The sequence below is a fragment of the Hydrogenophaga soli genome, assembly GCF_054777695.1.
The window spans coordinates 128,708-148,322 of the sequence record NZ_BAAHAK010000004.1 but is presented as its reverse complement, the minus strand read 5'-3'; the positions used below and the strand labels follow the sequence as shown (position 1 = coordinate 148,322).

17 protein-coding genes are annotated in these 19,615 nt (G+C 60.3%); 10 read left to right on the top strand and 7 right to left on the bottom strand.

All coding sequences use genetic code 11. The features are described 5' to 3' along the window. Nucleotides 1-44: 44 nt before the first annotated feature. From ACYVB7_RS08890 to ACYVB7_RS08870, 5 genes are read left to right on the top strand one after another with little or no spacing between them, the layout of a single operon-like run. Complete coding sequence (locus ACYVB7_RS08890) at nucleotides 45-389, top strand: hypothetical protein (RefSeq protein ID WP_460506503.1); 345 nt, start codon at nucleotides 45-47, stop codon at nucleotides 387-389. Continuing rightward, the gene (locus ACYVB7_RS08885) at nucleotides 386-1,057 is read left to right on the top strand and encodes a dTMP kinase (protein ID WP_460506500.1); all 672 of its coding nucleotides are present in this window, start codon (nucleotides 386-388) and stop codon (nucleotides 1,055-1,057) included. Before ACYVB7_RS08890 ends, ACYVB7_RS08885 begins: the two co-directional genes overlap by 4 nt. 1 nt (nucleotide 1,058) lies before the next feature. Then, nucleotides 1,059-1,940, top strand: coding sequence for a radical SAM protein (locus tag ACYVB7_RS08880; protein ID WP_460506498.1), 882 nt, complete (start codon nucleotides 1,059-1,061; stop codon nucleotides 1,938-1,940). Continuing rightward, nucleotides 1,937-2,257 (top strand): hypothetical protein, encoded by a 321-nt coding sequence (locus ACYVB7_RS08875; protein ID WP_460506496.1) that lies wholly within the window; start codon nucleotides 1,937-1,939, stop codon nucleotides 2,255-2,257. The genes ACYVB7_RS08880 and ACYVB7_RS08875 overlap by 4 nt, the downstream gene beginning before the upstream one ends. 8 nt (nucleotides 2,258-2,265) lie before the next feature. Beyond that, entirely contained in the window at nucleotides 2,266-4,191 is a 1,926-nt protein-coding gene (locus tag ACYVB7_RS08870) for a caspase family protein (RefSeq protein WP_460506493.1), read from the top strand. Nucleotides 4,192-4,351: 160 nt separating this feature from the next. On the opposite strand, the gene ACYVB7_RS08865 is transcribed toward ACYVB7_RS08870, so the two are convergent. Then, nucleotides 4,352-5,374, bottom strand: coding sequence for a hypothetical protein (locus tag ACYVB7_RS08865; RefSeq protein ID WP_460506491.1), 1,023 nt, complete (start codon nucleotides 5,372-5,374; stop codon nucleotides 4,352-4,354). Nucleotides 5,375-5,693: 319 nt separating this feature from the next. Beyond that, nucleotides 5,694-6,950: a Fic family protein gene (locus tag ACYVB7_RS08860; RefSeq protein ID WP_460506488.1), complete on the bottom strand. Its 1,257-nt coding sequence runs from the start codon at nucleotides 6,948-6,950 to the stop codon at nucleotides 5,694-5,696. A 365-nt stretch (nucleotides 6,951-7,315) separates the two neighbouring features. On the opposite strand from ACYVB7_RS08860, the gene ACYVB7_RS08855 reads away from it, so the two are divergent. Both ACYVB7_RS08855 and speB read left to right on the top strand, forming a co-directional pair. Further along, complete coding sequence (locus tag ACYVB7_RS08855; RefSeq protein ID WP_460506486.1) at nucleotides 7,316-8,545, top strand: MFS transporter; 1,230 nt, start codon at nucleotides 7,316-7,318, stop codon at nucleotides 8,543-8,545. A gap of 73 nt (nucleotides 8,546-8,618) precedes the next feature. Then, nucleotides 8,619-9,605: an arginase family protein gene (speB, locus tag ACYVB7_RS08850; RefSeq protein ID WP_460506484.1), complete on the top strand. Its 987-nt coding sequence runs from the start codon at nucleotides 8,619-8,621 to the stop codon at nucleotides 9,603-9,605. 47 nt (nucleotides 9,606-9,652) lie between these two features. Here speB and ACYVB7_RS08845 read toward each other — a convergent pair whose 3' ends face one another. From ACYVB7_RS08845 to pdxR, 5 genes are all read right to left on the bottom strand, one after another. Continuing rightward, entirely contained in the window at nucleotides 9,653-11,572 is a 1,920-nt protein-coding gene (locus ACYVB7_RS08845; RefSeq protein WP_460506482.1) for a putative bifunctional diguanylate cyclase/phosphodiesterase, read from the bottom strand. A gap of 111 nt (nucleotides 11,573-11,683) precedes the next feature. Continuing rightward, a complete protein-coding gene (locus ACYVB7_RS08840; protein WP_460506480.1) occupies nucleotides 11,684-12,568 on the bottom strand; it encodes a YopT-type cysteine protease domain-containing protein in 885 nt (294 codons plus the stop codon). Nucleotides 12,569-12,767: 199 nt separating this feature from the next. Then, nucleotides 12,768-13,358: a YbhB/YbcL family Raf kinase inhibitor-like protein gene (locus ACYVB7_RS08835; protein ID WP_460506477.1), complete on the bottom strand. Its 591-nt coding sequence runs from the start codon at nucleotides 13,356-13,358 to the stop codon at nucleotides 12,768-12,770. 58 nt (nucleotides 13,359-13,416) lie between these two features. Further along, nucleotides 13,417-14,253 (bottom strand): helix-turn-helix transcriptional regulator, encoded by an 837-nt coding sequence (locus ACYVB7_RS08830; protein ID WP_460506475.1) that lies wholly within the window; start codon nucleotides 14,251-14,253, stop codon nucleotides 13,417-13,419. Beyond that, entirely contained in the window at nucleotides 14,250-15,800 is a 1,551-nt protein-coding gene (pdxR, locus tag ACYVB7_RS08825; protein ID WP_460506473.1) for an aminotransferase-like domain-containing protein, read from the bottom strand. The genes ACYVB7_RS08830 and pdxR overlap by 4 nt, the downstream gene beginning before the upstream one ends. Before the next feature lie 85 nt (nucleotides 15,801-15,885). On the opposite strand from pdxR, the gene ACYVB7_RS08820 reads away from it, so the two are divergent. The 3 genes from ACYVB7_RS08820 (at nucleotide 15,886) to ACYVB7_RS08810 (ending at nucleotide 19,573) form a co-directional block, all read left to right on the top strand. Further along, entirely contained in the window at nucleotides 15,886-16,695 is an 810-nt protein-coding gene (locus ACYVB7_RS08820; RefSeq protein WP_460506471.1) for a gamma-glutamyl-gamma-aminobutyrate hydrolase family protein, read from the top strand. Beyond that, nucleotides 16,692-18,062 (top strand): glutamine synthetase family protein, encoded by a 1,371-nt coding sequence (locus ACYVB7_RS08815; protein WP_460506469.1) that lies wholly within the window; start codon nucleotides 16,692-16,694, stop codon nucleotides 18,060-18,062. The genes ACYVB7_RS08820 and ACYVB7_RS08815 overlap by 4 nt, the downstream gene beginning before the upstream one ends. Before the next feature lie 68 nt (nucleotides 18,063-18,130). Further along, nucleotides 18,131-19,573, top strand: a complete 1,443-nt coding sequence (locus ACYVB7_RS08810; protein WP_460506468.1) for an aspartate aminotransferase family protein — start codon at nucleotides 18,131-18,133, stop codon at nucleotides 19,571-19,573. Nucleotides 19,574-19,615: the final 42 nt, after the last annotated feature.

Genomic DNA, 19,615 nt, shown 5'->3' with positions numbered 1-19,615 from the left:
TACTGCCTAAAAGCATATCTCCTCATTGCAGAAGTACAGCCCATATGAACCTCAACGACATCCTCCGTCGGGCCCAACGTGATGGCGTGTCCTCACTCCAGCAAACCGATTCTTCTGAGTTAGCCGCAGAAGAAAGCCTCCGACTTCGCACCTGGTTCGAGTCAGCGCATCGTCGCAACGAACTGCCGATCCTTATGGAGTTGACAGATGAAAGACTACTTTCTTTGGCACTGTGGTGCCACATCGACGCTCAAACAATTACTGATATGCCTCCAGAATTTCGAGCTCGCGATATTGAGTTCGCCAGCAATAAATTCCAAGTCGACATTCGAGCACTTCCGCTCCTGATTACCTCGACCAGCTCATTGTTTATTGGTGCTTCACAATGAAGATAGTAGCAATTGAAGGGATAGACGGCAGCGGCAAGGATACCCAAGCTCAACTTTTGAAATCAAGATTGGAAGATCTTGGTTTGAAAGTCATTGTGAGATCTTATCCTGTCTATGACTCTTTTATAGGAAAGCAGATTGGGGAATTTCTTTCTGCAAAGTCATCCACAGAAACCGCCGCTACAGTAGATCCAAAATCAATGGCACTCTGGTACGCCGTTGACCGATGGCACGACATATCATCGCTAGGATCTAAAATTGCTGAAGCGGATGTCTTGATACTGAATCGATACACCCTTTCTAGCGTGGTTTATCAGTCGCTACGCTCGGAAGCACCCGAAGGGATTGGGGCATGGATTGAAGATCTGGAGCACAGCGTCCTCGGGCTCCCCAAACCTGATGTCTATCTTATTATGGGGATCGGACTACGGGCTTCTCAATCAAATATTTTGAAAAAGGGGATTCGAAATTATGTCGGCAAGGGAATGGACGTATATGAATCGGATGAAATACTTCAATCCGCCGCTAGGAACATGTACATGGAAGTTTCGTCAGTCAGAACCGACTGTGAGCTTATAGATTGCGGCGATCCCCAAGGCCAATTATTGAAGCCGACAGTTATTGCAGAAATGGTTCAAAATGCCTTAATTGAAAGAGGCATTATTTAAAATGCAATACAATCCCATCACGAACACATTCGACAGGTCAGAAGCACCTAATGATGGGACGCTTCCGCACGTCATGTGGCACATTACAGATATGTGCCCATTGAACTGCGGTTATTGCTTTTCTCCTAAAACGGATAAGAGGATCGAACTTTCAAACATACCTGTAGTTGTTAGTCGTTTGCGGTCACTCGGTGCTCAAAAGATCGATATTGCCGGAGGAGAGCCAGGTATATTTTCTGGTCTAACGTCGGTCATAGAGGCTATTCGTGAAGCTGATATGCATTGTACTGTGACAACGAGCGGCGTAAGTCGACGCGAAAATTCCAGTTACCTTGCCGCTAACATTCGAAAACTCAGTCGGCTGATAGTCAGCATTGACGCCCTTGAAGCCAGCCACGACAAGCTGAGAAACTTTGTTGGCGCGTGGAACGCCGCTACGAAACTGATCGCGTCAATCGACCCTGATTTACGCCGAAACCGTGTTCGAGTTAATTCAGTCATAACCAAGCCGCTCTTGGCTTCAGACGGCCTTTACCAACTGGCCGAGGCAATTTCAAAGTTTGGAATTCATGAATGGTGCCTCATTGAGCCTCATCCCGCAAACGCAAAGCCGAAGTTTGTTGAGTATGAAATAAGCAATGGTGATTTTATAGATGCTTGTGCACGGATTCAAGATGCATTTCCTCAGATAAAATTTCTGACAAGACAGCGCGAACTCTATTCGTCCTATTGGGTCCTTCATCCCGATGGAATGCTGCGTCAGCACTCTGAAACGGCTGATGACGGTCTGGAGATTGATTTACTTGGAAGTCCGATCGTTGACATCAAAGCTCAGGTATCAGTTACAAAGACTAAACTTCCAAATCAAGGAGATCAAAAGTGAGAATTGTCGTCAAATCGCGCATCCGAAGCATTGAAGCCAGTCGCATCTTGGAGGAGGTTGCAGCTTCGGTAAAGTCTCAGGGATTGGGAGTCGTTGAGCGGACTACCATTCAAGTTCCGGGAACCAAAGGAATTTTGGTTTCAGAAATCGTCATTCAACTTGTACTTGGGGTTGCAGGGAATGCAGTATACGATTTAGTTAAGAATCTCGTTTCCAGGGGTATTGGTCGCTCCAATTCGAATGAATTGACTGATGATTCAATTAGTGTTGCGGTGGAGCCAGATGATGAGCGCGATTCCAGTTCGAATGGTGAATGAGTTAAACAGTGCGTACCATTGAGCATCGAATCGTCTTTCTTGGGGCGGGAATATCGCACTATCCCAATGGGGGTGCCGAGCTTTCTGCTTTGCAAGCGGGGGCAACAGATGTGCAGCATTGCTTTGACGCATTCTTGCGCTGCTCCGGAGAGCAATTAGACATTGGCGGTAGTTTGGTGGCGACGAACATATCTGCTTCCCAATTCGTCGCAGCACTAGAAGTCGCTTTCGCGAGCGTTGCAAGTAAACGAAGCCTGTTAATAGTCTACTTCAGTGGACATGCTACCTTAGAGGAGAACGAATTAATTCTTCAGTTCAGTGACGCTCCTAACAAATCTGGACTTCTGTCTATTACGCGGTTCATGGATCTACACCGAACATACGGGTGGCCTAATGTTCTTTTGATCTTGGATTGCTGTTATGCTGGCGGGGCAAGAATCTCTTTAGGTTGGAGTGGGAAGTATGGAGCGCACATACATTCAAATATCTCGTTGTTAGCCTCATCTAGCCCTTTCCAGCGCTCCGCCGATGGAGAGCATCTGAGCCCATTTACGGAAGCAATCGTTAAATCCTGCGGTGAACTGTTGCATGAAAATAAGAAAATCTCTGTTCGCGGCTTGATCAGTCGAATTCAAGGACATCTTGACGCATCGCAACAGGCAGAAGTATTAATCCCTGACGGTAAGGCAGATATCACAATTTCAGGAAAGGATCTAGACAGGTCACACTTTGAAAAACTGACGAACGACCTTTTACGACGCTTCCGAAATGGCACAGAGTTTGACCGCGAGGCTTTATGGTTCTCACTTTCCGAAGAGACTGAGCTTTTAGCTTTGACAGTTTCAGAACGATGTTTAAATGAAGACTTAAGCGAGTCGAACTGGCTGGTACGCAGAGCCATTGGCAGCACTTTAGGAAACATCAAATATCTGACCAAGAAGCGTGACGCCCATCTTAGGAGCCTTCTTTCGTCACCTGATTGGATGAATGTCGCTGTCGCACTTAATGCGTTGAAACGCCAACCCGAAAGTGCCAAATTATTCAAACCCCTTGCATCCAATGCGGACCACGCCATGGACGTAAAGTGGTTGTCACTTCTGTACGCTTCGGACATGTTGCCTAATTCTGTTTGGCGCGCTGAGGAATTCAAGAAGGGTCAATTCTTAGAGAGTGACTGGGGGCTCACTGAAGTCGTGAATCACGTGTACGGCCTTCAACAAAGTTTAACTGAAGATGTCGAAAGTTTGCTTGCATTGTGTAGTAAGCAAGTGCAATCAAATTTCCATTGGCTTCTCCAGTTGAGATACGGATCAATCCCAAAAAACCCCTCTGCTGGGGAAAAGCTTCCCGCCAATCTTGTTGATTGCGCGCGCTCTATACTGAATCAAGGGAGCCGAGGATCCATGGGAACCTCTGGTGGAAAGAAATGGTTGAGGTCAAAACTGTATGGGAATTGGCGAGGCACGATTACGCTTGACCTAAAGTCATCCTTCGGTACTTTGTCTAAAGGAGAGCGAATAAGCTTCATCGAGCAGGTACCCATACTGCTTCCGACAGTCAATGCAAAGATGGCATTCCTTGACTCTGTCTCTCCAGAGATTTGCCCAAATCCGTCCAGCCTATGCTGGGGCATCCTTGATCCGCATCCGTGGGTCCGGAGGAGCTATCTTTCTTACATTCGTCGGCTTCCGGATAAGGAAGCGATTAAACTCGTAAAGTCGATTGACTGGCCGAAAAGTGTATTGATGGCGAATCAGAAGCTATTTCCGGGCACGCTTGATCTTCTGTTTGAAGGATATAGAACAATGCGTCAACTCCGTGATCCGCAAGGCTTGAAGAAAGCTGCGAATTTTGCTTGGAAGGAACTAAGTCAGAATGAAGAAATTTCACTGACGAGAGCACTACGCAATGAGAACATTTTCGTAGATAGTTGAGCTAATATTTCATTTTATTGCATCGACAAGTGCACATCATTCACGACGATTTTGTAAGTTTTTTCATATTTTAACTAGGTAATCAGTTAAACATAAATGGTGCTAAAAGTAACTCATTTTTTCTCCCTGACATGAACTTGGTCGGACACGCCAATTTCTGCTATTCGCTTTTTTTCTTGAACGCTATCATCAAGAACACGAATGACACCACCGCCATGAACCACGCGAGTGCTGAAACAATGAAACTGCCTGAAGTGGCTTCATCTTCATGCCCCACAAACACCAATCTGTTGTTGGCGATGCTTGGGGCGTAGATGACACTCAATTTTCCTGATTCCATGTCTTTCAATATTTCCTCAGGAAATGTTGTTTTGATGGACACCAGTTCAGAATTTTCATTTCTGAATGTGAATTTTCCGCTGTAGCTGATGTTGCCTTTGTGGCGTTTCCTTTCCATTTCAGTCACTTCAATGACCTGGAACACCTTTCCAGCCTTGATGATGCTTTTTCCCTCTGCGGCTTCGTCCGCAGAAATTGAAAAAACCATGTAAGCCACAAACGCAGCACACAGCCCAAAAAACAGGGCCCTGAAGTTGATGGAAAGTTTTGACTTCTGTTGCTTCGGGACCGCTGCGGTTGAATTTGCTTTTTCTGCGGCCTGCATCAGTGGTGGCAGCTTTGGGCGGCTGAACATCACACGTTGTTCTTCTGGGTCACCCCAGGCACACAAGGCGGTGCCGTTGGCCAGATAGCCTAAACCCAGGCTGTCAGACAACACACTCAAGCCATGGCGTGATGCTTCGTGAACCATCACATTGAGCACAACGGGCAGCAGTTCGTTGTCACCCGGTGGGTCCATGGGCCATGCTGGGCTTTCCAGGTCGCTCAGGTCGTCGATGGGATCGTTGAGCCACAGGGTTTTTCCGTCGTCATGCCCATCGCTCTGTGGCAGTGGCGTGCCCTTTGAAATGGCCGCGTCCAACTGCTGTTGTGTGGGCAGATAACGGGTCAATGCGGCCACAAAGGCCATGAACTTGGGGTTTTGAGACGCTGGCTGGGTGCCAGAAGGCCGCTGGCCTTCATTGCACAAGGGTACGACCACGTCATACAGCGCCTGGAATGAACGGGGTTGTTCCTCCGGGCTGAGGTGACTGAGGTCGGCGACGCAGATGGGGTTGCTCATTGTTTTTCCTCCCTGTTCCTGAACAACACATGAAATTCTTGTTTGTTGCAGTGTATTCACCCTGTGGACAAGCCTGTCATCAAAAAACCCACAACCCCCCGCTTGTCCACAGCTTGGCGCGTTGTCCGCGGTTTGTGCCCAAAACCGGTACAACCCAAAAGCACGGCTGGACACACGGTTATCCGTTCTGCAAGCCCTTGTTTACCTTGAAGAAAAGTGGCTTGTCCACTGAAACCGGCTGCCCTCTACGACTACAACTAATTTGAAATAGAAACCTTAGAGAAGAATGCAAGGGATGACTTTTGCGCCTGCTTGGCCTTCAAGAAGCCACGTCTTGTTCGGCCTCGGGCCACAGGGCGGGAAAGTAGAACCGCAGGGCGTGCAGCGGCACCGCAAACCGCACCTTGCCGTAGGGTGAGTCGGTGGCCAGGAACCCCCGCCGAATCAGGGCCGACAGCGTTTCGGTGGCCACACGGTCGCCCAGGCCGGTGAGGGTTTTGAAATCCGCCCGGGCCAATTCGCCTTGGGTGGCAAACAGGTAGTGCAGGGGCATGAGGGCCTCCTTGCGCACGCCGGACTTCAACGCCCCCGATTCAAACGCCAGCGCAGCCTCCATGCGCCCGCGCATGCCCGCCACGTCCAGCTGGCGGGTCATGAGCTCGACTTGGTCAATGCAGACCTCCAGCACATACGCAATCCAATCGACCAGCCCGGCCTGTGTGAGGTTGCCGCGCCCATCCAAGTCGCCCCGGCGGTGTTCGTCTGCCGCTTGCAACAGGGCTTTGTAGCGGGCCTCGGTGCGGGCAAAGCCCCGCAAGGGTGACCACAGGCCGTTGGTCAAACCCCAGGCGTGCAGCAGCAAATGGGTGTGCAGGCGGGTGACACGGCCATTGCCATCCAAAAACGGGTGCACCCAGGCCAGCCGATGGTGGGCAGCGGCCAGGGCCACCACCGATGCCTCGCCCCGGCGGGTTTGGCCATACACCTGTTGCCAACGGGCCAGGAACGCGGGCAGGGCGTGTGCCGCGGGGGCCTCGTGGCGGCCCACGGCCACGGCGCGGGTGCGCAGTTCACCCGGCACCAGGGGGCTGCCGTCGGCCAACCGCAGGTCGTCGAGCGGCAAGCCATTGAACAAGGCACGGTGCAAGCTGCACAAGGCGTCAGGGGTGTAGAGCCAACGGGCTGTGCTGTGCGCCGATTCGCCAGGTCCGCCCGATGAGGCCAGCCGCTGGTCCACCTCGGCTTCGCACTGCGCCTCGGTGTGGATGTGGGCCAGTGCCAGGCGCTGCTTGCGGGCCTGGTCGGCGTTGGCTGAAAAGTCGTTCTGCAAGGCCCGCTCGATGTCGCTGGGGCGGGTGTGTTCTCCCTCGATGCGGTGGGTGTAGTACGAGTTCATGCTGCGCAACAGCTTGCGCAGCTCCAGGGTGCCGGTTTGCCCGGCTGACGTGCCCAGTGCCGTGGCAGCACGGCTGAGGTCTGCCGCCCGTTCCAGCAAAGGCCCCAACACCGCGTCAGACGGCATCAGCGGCTCGAACTGGTGTGGAGCGTCGTACTGCGCAATGGTTTGCGTATTCATTTGCGTGTTTCCTTGCGAGATTCTTGTATTTGAATCTACCTATGAAAACTACCAGTTTTTCTACGAAAAATGCGCGTTTTTTTCACACATTCAAGGAACATCAAGGGCTGATGCCGCCCAACAACCTCGCCCTGTGGACAACCCTGTCACCAAAAATCCCACAACCCCCCGCTTGTCCACAGCTTGGCGCGTTGTCCGCGGTTTGTGCCCAAAACCGGAACAACTGCAAAGCACGGCTGGACACACGGTTATCCATTTCGCAAGCCCTTGTTTGCCTTGAAAAAAAGTGGCTTGTCCACTGAAACGCCCGGGCCTCTACGACTACGACTAATTTGAAATAGAAACCTTAGAGAAGAATGCAAGGGATGACTTCTTCGCCTCCTTTGCCCTGGAAAGCGCTGCGCGTGGTGGCGGTGCTGTCGTTGGCGGCTGCGGTGTCTTTGGGCATCACCCGGTTTGCCTATGGACTGTTGTTGCCGCCCATGCGGGCGGACCTGGGCTGGAGCTACACCCTGGCTGGGGCCATGAACACGGCCAACGCCATGGGTTACCTGTTGGGTGCGCTGATGGCCCCGTGGCTGATGCGCCGCTTCACCCCGGCCCGGGTGTTGTTGTGGGGATCGGCCTTGGCGGCGCTGTTCATGGCGGCCAGTGGTTTTTTTGAGCAGGCCGTGCCTTTGATGGTGCAACGCCTGTTGGCCGGGGTGGCCAGTGCCTGGGTGTTTGTGGCGGGTGGCTTGCTGGCGGCCCGCCTGGGCAGTGAACACGCCAGCCATGCGGGGTTGTTGCTGGGGGTGTTTTACGGCGGCGTGGGTTGGGGCATTGCCTTGTCCGCCGTGGTGGTGCCGGTGGTGTTGGCCGCGCATGCACACCAGGTGCACGGGTGGGCCTGGGCCTGGTGGTGGCTGGCCTTGGCGTGCGGGGTGGCCACCTTGTGTCTGGTGTGGCCGGTGCGGTTTTTCAATAAAAAAGCAGGTCTACCGCTTTCAAATAAAGCGCAATCAGCTAGCAATTCAGTAGCACCTCCACCTCCCCTGCGCTGGGGCCGCCTGTGGGCGGCATTGGCGGGTTATGCCTGTTTTGGGGTGGGTTACATCGGCTACATGACCTTTGTGATTGCCCTGCTGCGCAACCGGGGCACCGCGGTGGACGACGTGACCGTGTTCTACGCCCTGCTGGGCCTGGCGGTGGTGGCCTCGTCGCGCCTGTGGGCGGGTTTGCTGGACCGGGCCAAGGGTGGGGGTGCCTTGGCGCTGTTGAACGCGCTGCTGGGCGTGGCCACGGTGTTGCCGGCGGTGGCCACGGCCTGGCCGTGGATGCTGGTGTCTGGCGTGATGTTTGGCGGGGTGTTTTTGTCGGTGGTGGCATCCACCACGGCGCTGGTGCGACACAACCTGCCGGTGGCGCAGTGGCCTGCGGGCATCAGCGCATTCACCATCGTGTTTGCGGCGGGGCAGATCGTGGGGCCGTCGGTGGTGGGGTGGATTGCCGATGGGGCCGGGGGCCTGGAGTCGGGTTTGCGGGTGTCTGCCGGGGTGTTGTGGCTGGGTGCGGTGCTGGCGTGGCGGCAAAAGCCCTTGCAGTCAGGCCATTGACCCCCCATGTGGGGGTTTGGCTGGACGCGGCATGCGCGTCGGGCATGATGACTTCGCTTGAAAGGAGACCCCCATGAGCCTGGGTGACTTTGCATACGCCAACCACGGCAACTGTTTTTTGGCCGCGCCCCCGCTGGCCAACCGACCCCACGCCCCGTTTGTGGTGGCCGGTGTCCCGTTTGATGGGGCGGTGACCCACCGGCCCGGCGCCCGTTTCGGTCCCGAGGCCATTCGCCGTGCCAGCCTGATGTTGTGCGATGGCATCCACCCGGTGTTCAACGTGTCGCCCCTGCCTTATTTGGCCGATGCCGGGGACATGCGCCTGCCCAACGCCTCGCCCCTGCCCGAGGTGCGTGGCCACATTGCAGCCCAGGCCGCCAGCCTGATGGCGCACCACCATGTGGTGTGCCTGGGTGGGGACCATTCCGTCACCCTGGCCTTGCTCAAGGCCGCGCAGGCCCGCCATGGCCAGCCTTTGGCGGTGGTGCACTTTGACGCGCATTGCGACACCTGGACCGACCACTTTGGCGAGCCTTCCGGCCACGGCACCTGGACCTACGAGGCCATTCAGCAAGGGCTGATCAGCGCCACCCACACGGTGCAGATCGGCCTGCGCTCCAGCGGCGTGCGTGAGGCGCGTGAGTACGTGAAGGACCAGGGCGGGCTGATCTACACCGCCCGCGACCTGCGGGGCCGCGACGGCGAGGCCCTGGCCGGGGTGGTGGAGGCCATTCGCGAGCGCATTGGCAACCGCCCGTGTTACCTGACGCTGGACATCGACTGCCTGGACCCCGCCTTTGCCCCCGGCACCGGCACGCCCGAGCCCGGTGGCATGACCAGTTCACAGGTGCTGACGCTGCTGGAAGGTCTGGCCCCGCTCAACTGGGTGGGCATGGACTGTGTGGAGGTGGCCCCGGCCTACGACCATGCCGAGCTGACCAGCAACGCCGCGGCCCACTTTGTGTGGACTTACCTGGCCGGGCAGGCGGCCCGCCATTTGTCGGCCATGGCCCCTGCGGCCCTGGGCCTGGACCAACCGCAGCGTTTGCCGCCCGCCTGAGCGTGTTTGCTGCGGGTTTGCGGACCGCTTGATGGGCGCGCCTGCGCTCAGGCCGCGGGCAGCTGCTGCAACCAGGTGTCGCACGGCATGGGCCGTGCGAAGTGGTAGCCCTGGAAGGTGTGGCAGCCCAGTTGCTGCAGCAGGTCGGCCTGGGCCTGGGTTTCGATGCCTTCGGCCACGGTGCGCAGCTTCAGCGCCTGCGCCATGGACACGATGATGCCCACCAGGGTGGTGTCGTTGGCGTCGTCGGGCAGGTGGGCGGTGAAGGAGCGGTCGATCTTCAGCTCGGCCAGGGGCAGTTTCTTCAGGTAGCTCAGGCTGGAGTAGCCGGTGCCGAAGTCGTCAATGGAAAACTGCACCCCCAGCGCGGCCACCTGGGCCAGGGTTTGCACGGCATCGATCTGGTCGGACAGCAGCACCGATTCGGTGATTTCCAGCACCAGCCGGTGGGCTGGCACCCCCTTGCGTTGCAACAGCGCCTGGAGCTTGGTGGCAAACGCCGGTTCTTCCAGTTGGCGCAGGCTGACGTTGACCGACAGCGCAATGTCGATGTGGCGGGCCGAAAGCGCCAGGGCCAGGTCGCAGGCCTGGTCCAGCACCCAGTCGCCCAGCGGGACGATGAGGCCGGTTTTTTCCGCGGCGGCAATGAACACATCGGGCGGCACGGTGCCATGGGTGGGGTCGGTCCAGCGGCACAGCAGCTCGGCCCCTTTCAGTTGCCCGTCAATGCCCACCTGGGGTTGCACGGCGAGGGTGAGCGATTGGTTCAGCAGCGCCAGTTCCAGGTCGTGTTCCAACTGGGCCTGTTGCCACAGTTCACGCAGCATGAGCTTGTCGTACACGGCCACCTGGTTGCGGCCAGCAGCGCGGCTGTGTGACAGGGCAATGGCCGCTTCCTGCAGGGCGGTGTTGACGGTCAGGTCGAGTGTGTCGAGCAGGCGCAGACCGATGTTGATGCAGACCTTGAAATCGCCCACGCCCGGCACTTTCACCGGCTCCTGCATGTGCCGTTGAAGCTGTTGCGCCCACTGCAAGGCCTGGTCATGGCAAGACGCGGAAACCCCTGCTGGAAAACGCGCCAGCACGATGAATTCCGCCCCGTTGGAGCGCACCAGCAACGATGGGTGACGCACCAGGCCCTGGAGGCGTTTGGCCACTTCGATCAGGTAGGCGTCGCCCAGGGTGGGGCCGTGCAGGTCGTTGAGGCGGCGCAGTTGGTGCAGGTGCACAAACAGCAGGGCGGATGTCCCCTGCGCCGGTTGGGTCAGGGTCAGTTCCAGTTCCTGTCGCAGGCGGTACAGGTTGGACAGGCCGGTGAGCGAGTCGGTCTGGGCCAATTCGCGGGTTTGCGAGTGGGCGTGGCGCGTGTCGGTGAGGGCGTGGTCCAGGCGGCGCAGCAAATCGGCTGCTGCCATGCCCAGTGGTACGTACAGCGCCAGGAAGGTGATGCCCAGCATGAACCACGGCAACCAGTGCAGTTGGCCGTACTGTGGGGTGTCAAAGCTCATGCCCTGCAAACCAAAGTGCAGGCAACACAGGGTGACGATCAGGCCCACGCAGACAATGGCCGAACGCTTGCCCAGCAGCAAGGCCGCAATGAAGGGGGTGGACGACAACCACAACATGCCCAGGGGGGCCAGGTGGATGCTGAGGGCGCGAATGCCCAGCAGGCTGGCCAACCCCACCAGCAACCAGGCCACCACGGTCTGATTCAGGCGCTGTTGTGCCCCATACAGACCGGCATACAGCAACCAGGCCACCACATACGTTGCAATGCTGGCCCAGTCGCCCACGTACCAGCGCACCCCGACGGAAGCCAGCATCAACACCGTGATGGCGGGAAAGCCGATTCGGAACACCGTGTTCAACACCCCGCCACGTGCGTCCCGAAGGCTGATGTCGGGTGATGCCGCCATGGGCACGGTGTTCCAGAAGCTGGTGGCGTACACAGAGTCGGTGGGGCTCATGCAGAGGATGTGGATGTGGGGCGTTGGTCGAACTTTAATCTGACTTTCATCAAATGAGTGGATTCGAGGTCCACGAAGTGGAGGGGGCTCGCTGACATCCGCTTCAGGGGGTCAGCGAATTTTGTGCAAATTGATTCCAACCAAGTCGAAATCCATCGACCCATAGTGCGCGGCAAGCTGTTTGAGAAGCTTGGTTGTGTCCTTGGATGAGGCTTCGAACTCGCCAAGGTTCGGATCGAACAGCTGTGTTCGGCCAGCGTTGTTCGTCGCGGCAATGGCATGCCCCTGACCGTTCGCAAATCGGAGGCTCAGCAGGAACCGGGCATTGTTCTGGGTGAGGTCTTTTGCGACCGTGGCAATGTCTTCAGCGGTTTCGAAAAAGACAGGAATGGAATCACCCAGTTTCTTCAGTCCCGCGACGCTCAGGACTGCGTTTGCGCCCTCATTGAGGGGGTGAGTGGCACCGTTTTTGTGTGCATTGGCAATGGCCGCCAAGTAGATGTCGTGTTTTTCGGAGGCTGCGTGGTGTGCAGCGGAGCCCGGCTGCAAGGTGGCCAGTCGGTTGGTTGCGTTTCCTTGTCCCTTCAACAGCAGCCACTCGATGGACAGACCGGTGCAAATGTCTTGTTGGTTCAGATTCGCTTGTGCCACTTGAAATGCCGCCAAGTTCTGACGGCTGCTGGTTGACGGGTTGTGAACGGAGGAAGCGGGGGCTGCGTTCGGGCTGGACTTTTTGCTGTTCAACGACGAACTGACACATCCGTTGTCAGCGACTTTGAGCGAGTCCAACGGCGTTTTGCGGGCGAAAGGGCTGGTGGATCGGGGAGGGAACGACGTTGTCTGGGTTTCAATGGCCGCGCTCAATCCAGGATGCCGCGGCGGAAGGCCCTGGGGCATGACCCGTGGTGAGGGTGTCGGTGCTGAGGCCGTCTGGCGTGCGTCGAACTTCGGAGGGGTGATGTCGTGTTCAATGGACGGCAGGGTCGTGATTCGCATGTTTCCACCGTTGCTCAAAGGGCTGAAGGGCGGTGGCAAAGCTATCGCTGCATCGGTGAGGGGGAGTCACTCGATGCGATGGCATGGCGTGGGTTGCGAAGGGTGGGTGGGGGTCAACCCAGGTTGGCCATGAGCTGTTCAGCCAACCGGGTGTTCATCCACGGGTTGTCGTCGGCCCTCAGGCGAAGGGTTGATGCGGTCACCGCCCGTAGCGGGCTTCCAGCGTGGCGCTGGCAATGCGGTTCACGTGCAGCATGTAACCCACCAACGCGGCAGATGCGTCGGCTGGGAGGTCCAGTCGAGGCACTTTGAGGGCATGGACCGTGAAGCGGTAGCGGTGGGGTGCATCGCCCACCGGGGGGCAGGCCCCACCATAACCCAGGGTGCCAAAGTCCGTTCGGCCTTGCACGGTGCCGGGGGGGAGCTGTGGGCCATTTGCCTGCCCGGCATTGGCTGGCAGTTGCATGGTTTGCGGTGGCAGGTTGTACACCACCCAGTGCCACCAACCCGAGCCCGTGGGGGCGTCCGGGTCGTAGGCGGTGATGGCCAGGCTTTGGGTGCCCTGCGGTGGTTGGCTCCACACCAGGGCGGGTGATTGGTTGCCCCCTTGGCAACCGAAACCGGCAAACACGTGTTCGGGCTGGAGGGTCAGGTCGGTGCCCAGCGAGGGGCTGTGGATGTCAAAGCTCTGGGCGTGCAATGCGGTGGCCAAGCCCATGGCCAGGCCCAAGGCCGCGCACCGGCGGATGGGGCGAAGCGAGAAACGGTTTGAACGGATGGAAGCGGTCATGGAACATGCCTCGTGAGTGGATGAGGCGTTCATGTTCCCGCGCAAGGCTGCTTGGCCGTTAATCCATTTCCGTCAGGTGTTGTGCCGGATCTTTCAAGGCGTGAACCTCCGCCTGGCGACCCCGCACCTGCCGTGGGGACACGCCCCAACGGGCCAGGAATGCGGCGCTGAAGCGGCTGTGCGAGGCCCACCCGCAACGCTCGGCCACGTCAGCCACGGACAAGGGGGTGGTTTGCAGCAGGCCCAGGGCCACTTCCAGGCGGGTTTCCCGCACCAGGGTGGCCAGGGGGTGTTGTGCGTCTTCAAGCCGTCTGCGCAGGGTCGATTCACTGGTCTGGAAGGCGGCGGCCAGTGCGCGAGCCGACCAATCGGCATCGGGACGTTGGGCCACCAGTCGGCGCACCCGATCGGGCCAGGATGGGTCTTGTGGGGGCGCGAAGACCCATCCACGTTCGGCCAGCAGCAACAGCACTTCTTGCATCCGGTGTTTCAGCACCGGGGCCGACAGCGCGGTGTCCAGCGTGCGTTGGGTGGTGCTCAGCAAGCGCTCGTCGGTGTGCAGCACGCGGGCGTGGGCCACGGTGTGGGGTGGTTGGGGCCAGGTGTGGCTGTGGATGGTGGACATCCAGCCGGGCTCGAACCCCAAGGCCAGGGCTTCGTAGCGGGGCTGGCCGTGGGGGTCGTTGATCACGTCCCAGGTGGTGTGGGCGGCCAACATCACGGCTTGCCCCGCCGGGATGGTCAGCGTTTGGGTGGGGGACACCAACTGTTTGATGCCTCGCAACACCACCACCAGCGCATCGGTGCGCACGGTGAGGGTGTGCAGGCGGTACTGGTGCCGGGCCACCACCCGGGCCCCGCCGTTCACGGTGGACGGGCTTTGGGCGTTGGTCATGGGGTGTGCTTTTTCAGTTCAAGTTGCAGCAGATCGGCCAGCCGCGGCCCATGGTGGGCGATCTGCGCCAGCGACGCATAACCGTAGCCGATGACCAGGCCGCGCAGGTCCTGGCGCTTGAGGCAGTAGGCCGACAAGGGGCGCACGGTCAGGCCCTGCTGGGCCAGGGTGTGGGCCAGGGCGCGGTCGTCCACCGGGGTGCCATCGGGTTTGGGGACCAGGCGCAGGCACAGGTGCAGGCCCTGTTCGGCCCCTGAAATCCAGCCCAGCCCGCTGTGCAGCACGGGCTGCAGCGCCGCCACCAGGGCCTTGCGCCGCTCGGCATAGGCCTGGCGGGCGCGGCGCAGGGTGCTGGCAAAGTGGCCCATTTCGATGAACTCGGCCAGCGCCGCCTGTTGGGTGAGCTGGCCGGGGCGGTTCAGGTCGTAGTGGGCTTGGCGGAATTCGGCCACCCGCGCCTGGGGCACCACCAAGTAGCCCAGCTTGAGGCCGGGGTACAGCACCTTGGAGAAGGTGCCCATGTAGAGCACGCGGCCATCGGCGTCCAGCCCTTGCAGCGAGGACACGGGCGGGCCGCTGAAGCGGAATTCACTGTCGTAATCGTCTTCCAGCACCCAGGCGTTGTGTTGGCGGGCCGCTTGCAGCACCTGGTGGCGGCGGGGCAGCGACATCACCGCCCCCGTGGGGTATTGGTGCGAAGGGGTCACGTACAGAAAGCGGGGCGGGTGGGCGTGGTCGGCCGGGGTGGGGCAGATGCCTTCGCCATCCACCGCCACCGGGTGCATGGCCAGGCTGGTGGCCAGGAAGGCCTTGGCCGCACCCCAGTAGGCCGGGTCTTCCACCCACACGGTGTCACCGGGGTCGGCCAGCAGCTGGGCGCACAGTTCCAGCGATTGCTGGGTGCCGCTGGTGATGAGCACCTGGTCGGGTTCCAGCTGCACGCTGCGGAACACGCGCAGGTAGTCGGCCACGGCACGGCGCAGGGGGCCGTAGCCGCCGGTGGCGCTGTAGTCGAGCATGTCGGCTCGGGTCTGGCGCCAGTGGCGGTTTTGCAGGCGCTGCCACAGGTTGACGGGAAAGGCCCCAAAGTCCGCCGGACCGGGGGCGAAGGGCTGCACCTCCAGGTCGGTGGCGTTGAAGCGGTGGGCCAGGGCTTCGCCCCGGTTGGACAGGGGCAGCGGGTCGGGCACCAGGCTGCGGGCGGTGCGTGCGGCGTGCGCGGTGCGGGCCGAGCGCAGGGCCTGGGCGGTGGTGCCGTCGTTGGGCTGGGCGTGCCCCAGGGCCAGGGTGGAAACGGTGTCGGCCACGTAGGTGCCGCTGCCCACGTGGCTGCTCAGGTAGCCTTCCACCGTGAGCTGGCCGATGGCGGCCATGACGGTGTTGCGCGAGACGCCCAGGTCTTGCGCCATGTCGCGGCTGGAGGGCAGGCGTTCGCCCGCGGCCAGCTTGCCGTCGAGCATGGCGCGGCGCATGGCTTCGTACAGTTGCCGGTTGAGGGGCAGGGCGGTGTGCCGGGCCATGTCGGCCAGCAAAAATTCAGACAGCATGGCGTTCTGATGGGTTGAAAGTGGCACCATCATGTTGCCACAAATGGTGCTTTTTTGTATCCAATTGCCTGGGCAGAATGAAGCCATGACCTCGCCGCCGCTGGACCTTGTCCCTCCGCCACCGTTGAACCGCCCACCCCTGGTGTGGCTGCCGGCCGACCACCGTTTGCTGGGGACCGAACCCCACCGCATGCCCTACCTGGTGCTGGGCGACAAGTACGCCCGCGCCGTGAAGGTGGGGGCGCAGGCCCAGCCGGTGGTGTTTGCGCTGGCCCAGGCCAGCCAGATTGCCCACCTGTTGCCGCTGGTGGATGGGGTGATGTTGACGGGCTCGCCCTCCAACGTGCACCCCTCGCATTTCAACGAGCTGGTGCGCGACCCCTCGCTGCCGCTGGACCCCGAGCGCGATGGCCTCACGCTGGCCCTGATCCGGGCCTGCATTGAACAGGGCGTGCCCCTGCTGGGCATTTGCCGCGGTTTCCAGGAAATCAACGTGGCCTTGGGTGGCAGCCTGTACCAGGCGGTGCAGGACGTGCCGGGCCGCATGGACCACCGCGAGCCCGACGGCGTGCCGCCCGACGCGCAATACGCCCCGGCGCACGACATTGCCATTGCCCCCGACAGCCTGCTGGCCACGCTGGCCGGTGGCACCATGGCACGGGTGAACTCGCTGCACGGCCAGGGCGTGAACCGGCTGGGCGATGGCCTGCGGGCCGTGGCCCACGCGCCCGATGGACAGATTGAAGCTTTTGAAATGACCGACGCCGCCGGTTTTGCCCTGGCGGTGCAGTGGCACCCCGAGTGGCGCTGCTGGGAGAATGGGTTTTACGGGGCCATCTTCAAAGCCTTCGGTGAAGCCTGTGCCCAGCGTGCCGCAACAAGGACAACCTCATGAACGACGCAACCAAACTCCACAGCTTCAACGACCTGGAACAATGGCTCAACGCCCGCCGCGTGACCGAGGTGGAATGCCTGGTGCCCGACCTGACCGGGGTGGCCCGCGGCAAGATCCTGCCGCGTGAAAAATTCACCGAAGACCGCGGCATGCGCCTGCCCCAAGGCATTGTGGGCATGGGCGTGACGGGCGAGTTTCCACAAAGCGGCCCCTACTACGACGTGGTGGACCCCACCGACCGCGACATGCAGCTGCGGCCCGACCCCAGCACCGTGCGCATCGTGCCCTGGGCCACCGACCCCACGGCGCAGGTCATCCACGACTGTTTCGACCACGAGGGCAAGCTGGTGCCGTTTGCCCCGCGCAGCGTGCTGCGCCATGTGTGCGACCTGTACGACCAGATGGGCCTGTCCCCCGTGGTGGCGCCTGAGCTGGAGTTCTACCTGACGGCGCGCAACACCGACAGCAACATCCCGCTCAAGCCGCCCATTGGCCGCAGTGGCCGGGCCGAGACCTCGCGCCAGGCCTACAGCATCGACGCGGTCAACGAGTTCGACCCGCTGTTTGAAGACATCTACGACTGCTGCGACAAGATGGGCCTGAACGTGGACACGCTGATCCACGAAATCGGCGCGGGGCAGATGGAGATCAACTTCTTCCACGCCCACCCGCTGGGGCTGGCCGACGAGGTGTTCTTCTTCAAGCGCACGGTGCGCGAGGTGGCCTTGCGCCACGACATGTACGCCACCTTCATGGCCAAGCCCATCGCGGGCGAGCCGGGCAGCGCCATGCACGTGCACCAGAGCATCGTCAGCAAGGAAACAGGCCGCAACATCTTCAGCAACGAGGATGGCAGCCCGTCCGAGGCGTTCTACCACTACATCGGGGGGCTGCAACGCTACATCCCGGCTGCCATGGCCCTGGTGGCCCCGTATGTGAACAGCTACCGCCGCCTGGCGCGGCACACGGCGGCCCCCATCAACATCGAGTGGGGGCACGACAACCGCACCGTGGGCATCCGCTCGCCCATTTCCAGCCCGCAGGCCCGCCGGGTGGAAAACCGCGTGATCGGCGCCGACGCCAACCCCTACGTGGCCCTGGCCATGACGCTGGCCTGCGGCTACCTGGGACTGAAGAACAAGATCATGCCCAAGCCCGAAATGAAGGGCGATGCCTACCTGGCCCCCTACACGCTGCCCCGCTCCCTGGGCGAGGCGCTGGACTGGCTGCGCAACGAGCCCGACCTGCACGAGGTGCTGGGCCACGGCTTCATCACCATCTACACCGAGATCAAGGAACTGGAATTCGCCGAGTTCATGAAGGTGATTTCGCCCTGGGAGCGTGAGCACCTGTTGCTACATGTTTGATAGCTACTTGCGCTTTTAAATAAAGCGCTGGATGCCATTTTTGTATTGAATTTTTGGGAGCGCCTGCCATGAGCCTCACCCCCACCGCCTGCACCAACCCCCACGCCAGCGAGCTGCAACGGCTCGACAGCGCCCACTTCATCCACCCCTTCACCGACCATGGCGACCTGGCCACCCGCGGCTCGCGGGTGATTGAGCGGGCCGAGGGCATCTACGTGTGGGACAGCGAAGGCCACCGCATGCTCGACGGCATGAGCGGCCTGTGGTGCGTCAACGCCGGTTATGGCCGCAAGGAGCTGGCCGAAGCCGCGTACCAGCAGATGCTGAAGCTGCCCTTCTACAACAGCTTCTTCCAGACCACCAACGAACCCGCCGTGCGCCTGGCCACCAAGCTGGCCAGCCTGGCCCCGGCGGTCAGCGGCCCCAGTGGCAGCTGGCGCTTTGACCATGTGTTCTTCAGCTCCAGCGGCAGTGAAAGCAACGACACCAACGTGCGCATGGTGCGCCGCTACTGGGACCTGAAGGGCCAGCCGCAGCGCAAGGTCATCATCAGCCGCCACAACGCCTACCACGGCAGCACCATGGCCGGGGCCTCGCTGGGTGGCATGAGCGGCATGCACGCCCAGGGCGACCTGCCCATTCCCAACATCACCCACATCGGCCAGCCCTACTTTTTTGAAAACGCGCTGCCCGGCGAGAGCGAGGCCGACTTTGGCCTGCGCGCCGCGCGCTGGCTGGAAGAAAAGATTCTGGAGGTGGGCCCCGACAAGGTGGCCGCCTTCATCGCCGAGCCGGTGCAGGGCGCGGGCGGCGTCATCATCCCGCCGGCCACCTACTGGCCGGAGATCCAGCGCATCGTGGACCAGTACGGCATCCTGCTGGTGAGCGACGAGGTGATTTGCGCCTTTGGCCGCCTGGGCCACTGGTTTGCCTACGAAAAGTTCGGCTACCGCCCCGATCTGGTGACCTTTGCCAAGGCCGTCACCAGCGGCTACATCCCCCTGGGTGGGGTGATGGTGGGCGGGCGCGTGGCCCAGACGCTGATCGACCAGGGCGGCGAGTTCAACCACGGCTACACCTACAGCGGCCACCCCACGGCCTGTGCCGTGGCCCTGGCCAACCTGGAGCTGATGGAGCGCGAGAACCTGCCGGGCCGGGTGAAGGACGACATCGGCCCCTACCTGGCCAAACGCTACGCCGAACTGAACGACCACCCCCTGGTGGGCGTGGCCGAAACCTGCGGCTTTGTGGCCGGGCTGGTGCTGGTGAAAAGCAAGACCCGCGGGGCCGACGGGCGCATGCAAATGTTCCCCGAAGACCTGGCCGTGGGCATGAAGTGCCGGGCGCACTGCTTCAAGAACGGCCTGATCATGCGGGCCGTGGGCGACCGCATGATCATCGCCCCGCCGCTGACCATGACCCATGCGCAAATCGACGAGCTGGTGGGCCTGATCCGACAGGTGCTGGACCTGACCCTGGCCGAGCTGAAAGCCGCCGGACACTGGGGTTGACCGCACAGAGCGAATGCACCGGGCCTGACTACAATGTTTTGG

What these genes read in the sequence shown, in the direction of transcription:
- ACYVB7_RS08890 (WP_460506503.1), top strand. Translation starts at nt 45, where the DNA reads ATGAACCTCAACGACATCCTCCGTCGGGCCCAACGTGATGGCGTGTCC.
- ACYVB7_RS08885 (WP_460506500.1), top strand. Translation starts at nt 386, where the DNA reads ATGAAGATAGTAGCAATTGAAGGGATAGACGGCAGCGGCAAGGATACC.
- ACYVB7_RS08880 (WP_460506498.1), top strand. Translation starts at nt 1,059, where the DNA reads ATGCAATACAATCCCATCACGAACACATTCGACAGGTCAGAAGCACCT.
- ACYVB7_RS08865 (WP_460506491.1), bottom strand. Translation starts at nt 5,374, where the DNA reads ATGAGCAACCCCATCTGCGTCGCCGACCTCAGTCACCTCAGCCCGGAG.
- ACYVB7_RS08860 (WP_460506488.1), bottom strand. Translation starts at nt 6,950, where the DNA reads ATGAATACGCAAACCATTGCGCAGTACGACGCTCCACACCAGTTCGAG.
- ACYVB7_RS08855 (WP_460506486.1), top strand. Translation starts at nt 7,316, where the DNA reads ATGACTTCTTCGCCTCCTTTGCCCTGGAAAGCGCTGCGCGTGGTGGCG.
- speB (WP_460506484.1), top strand. Translation starts at nt 8,619, where the DNA reads ATGAGCCTGGGTGACTTTGCATACGCCAACCACGGCAACTGTTTTTTG.
- ACYVB7_RS08845 (WP_460506482.1), bottom strand. Translation starts at nt 11,572, where the DNA reads ATGAGCCCCACCGACTCTGTGTACGCCACCAGCTTCTGGAACACCGTG.
- ACYVB7_RS08840 (WP_460506480.1), bottom strand. Translation starts at nt 12,568, where the DNA reads ATGCGAATCACGACCCTGCCGTCCATTGAACACGACATCACCCCTCCG.
- ACYVB7_RS08835 (WP_460506477.1), bottom strand. Translation starts at nt 13,358, where the DNA reads ATGACCGCTTCCATCCGTTCAAACCGTTTCTCGCTTCGCCCCATCCGC.
- ACYVB7_RS08830 (WP_460506475.1), bottom strand. Translation starts at nt 14,253, where the DNA reads ATGACCAACGCCCAAAGCCCGTCCACCGTGAACGGCGGGGCCCGGGTG.
- pdxR (WP_460506473.1), bottom strand. Translation starts at nt 15,800, where the DNA reads ATGCTGTCTGAATTTTTGCTGGCCGACATGGCCCGGCACACCGCCCTG.
- ACYVB7_RS08820 (WP_460506471.1), top strand. Translation starts at nt 15,886, where the DNA reads ATGACCTCGCCGCCGCTGGACCTTGTCCCTCCGCCACCGTTGAACCGC.
- ACYVB7_RS08815 (WP_460506469.1), top strand. Translation starts at nt 16,692, where the DNA reads ATGAACGACGCAACCAAACTCCACAGCTTCAACGACCTGGAACAATGG.
- ACYVB7_RS08810 (WP_460506468.1), top strand. Translation starts at nt 18,131, where the DNA reads ATGAGCCTCACCCCCACCGCCTGCACCAACCCCCACGCCAGCGAGCTG.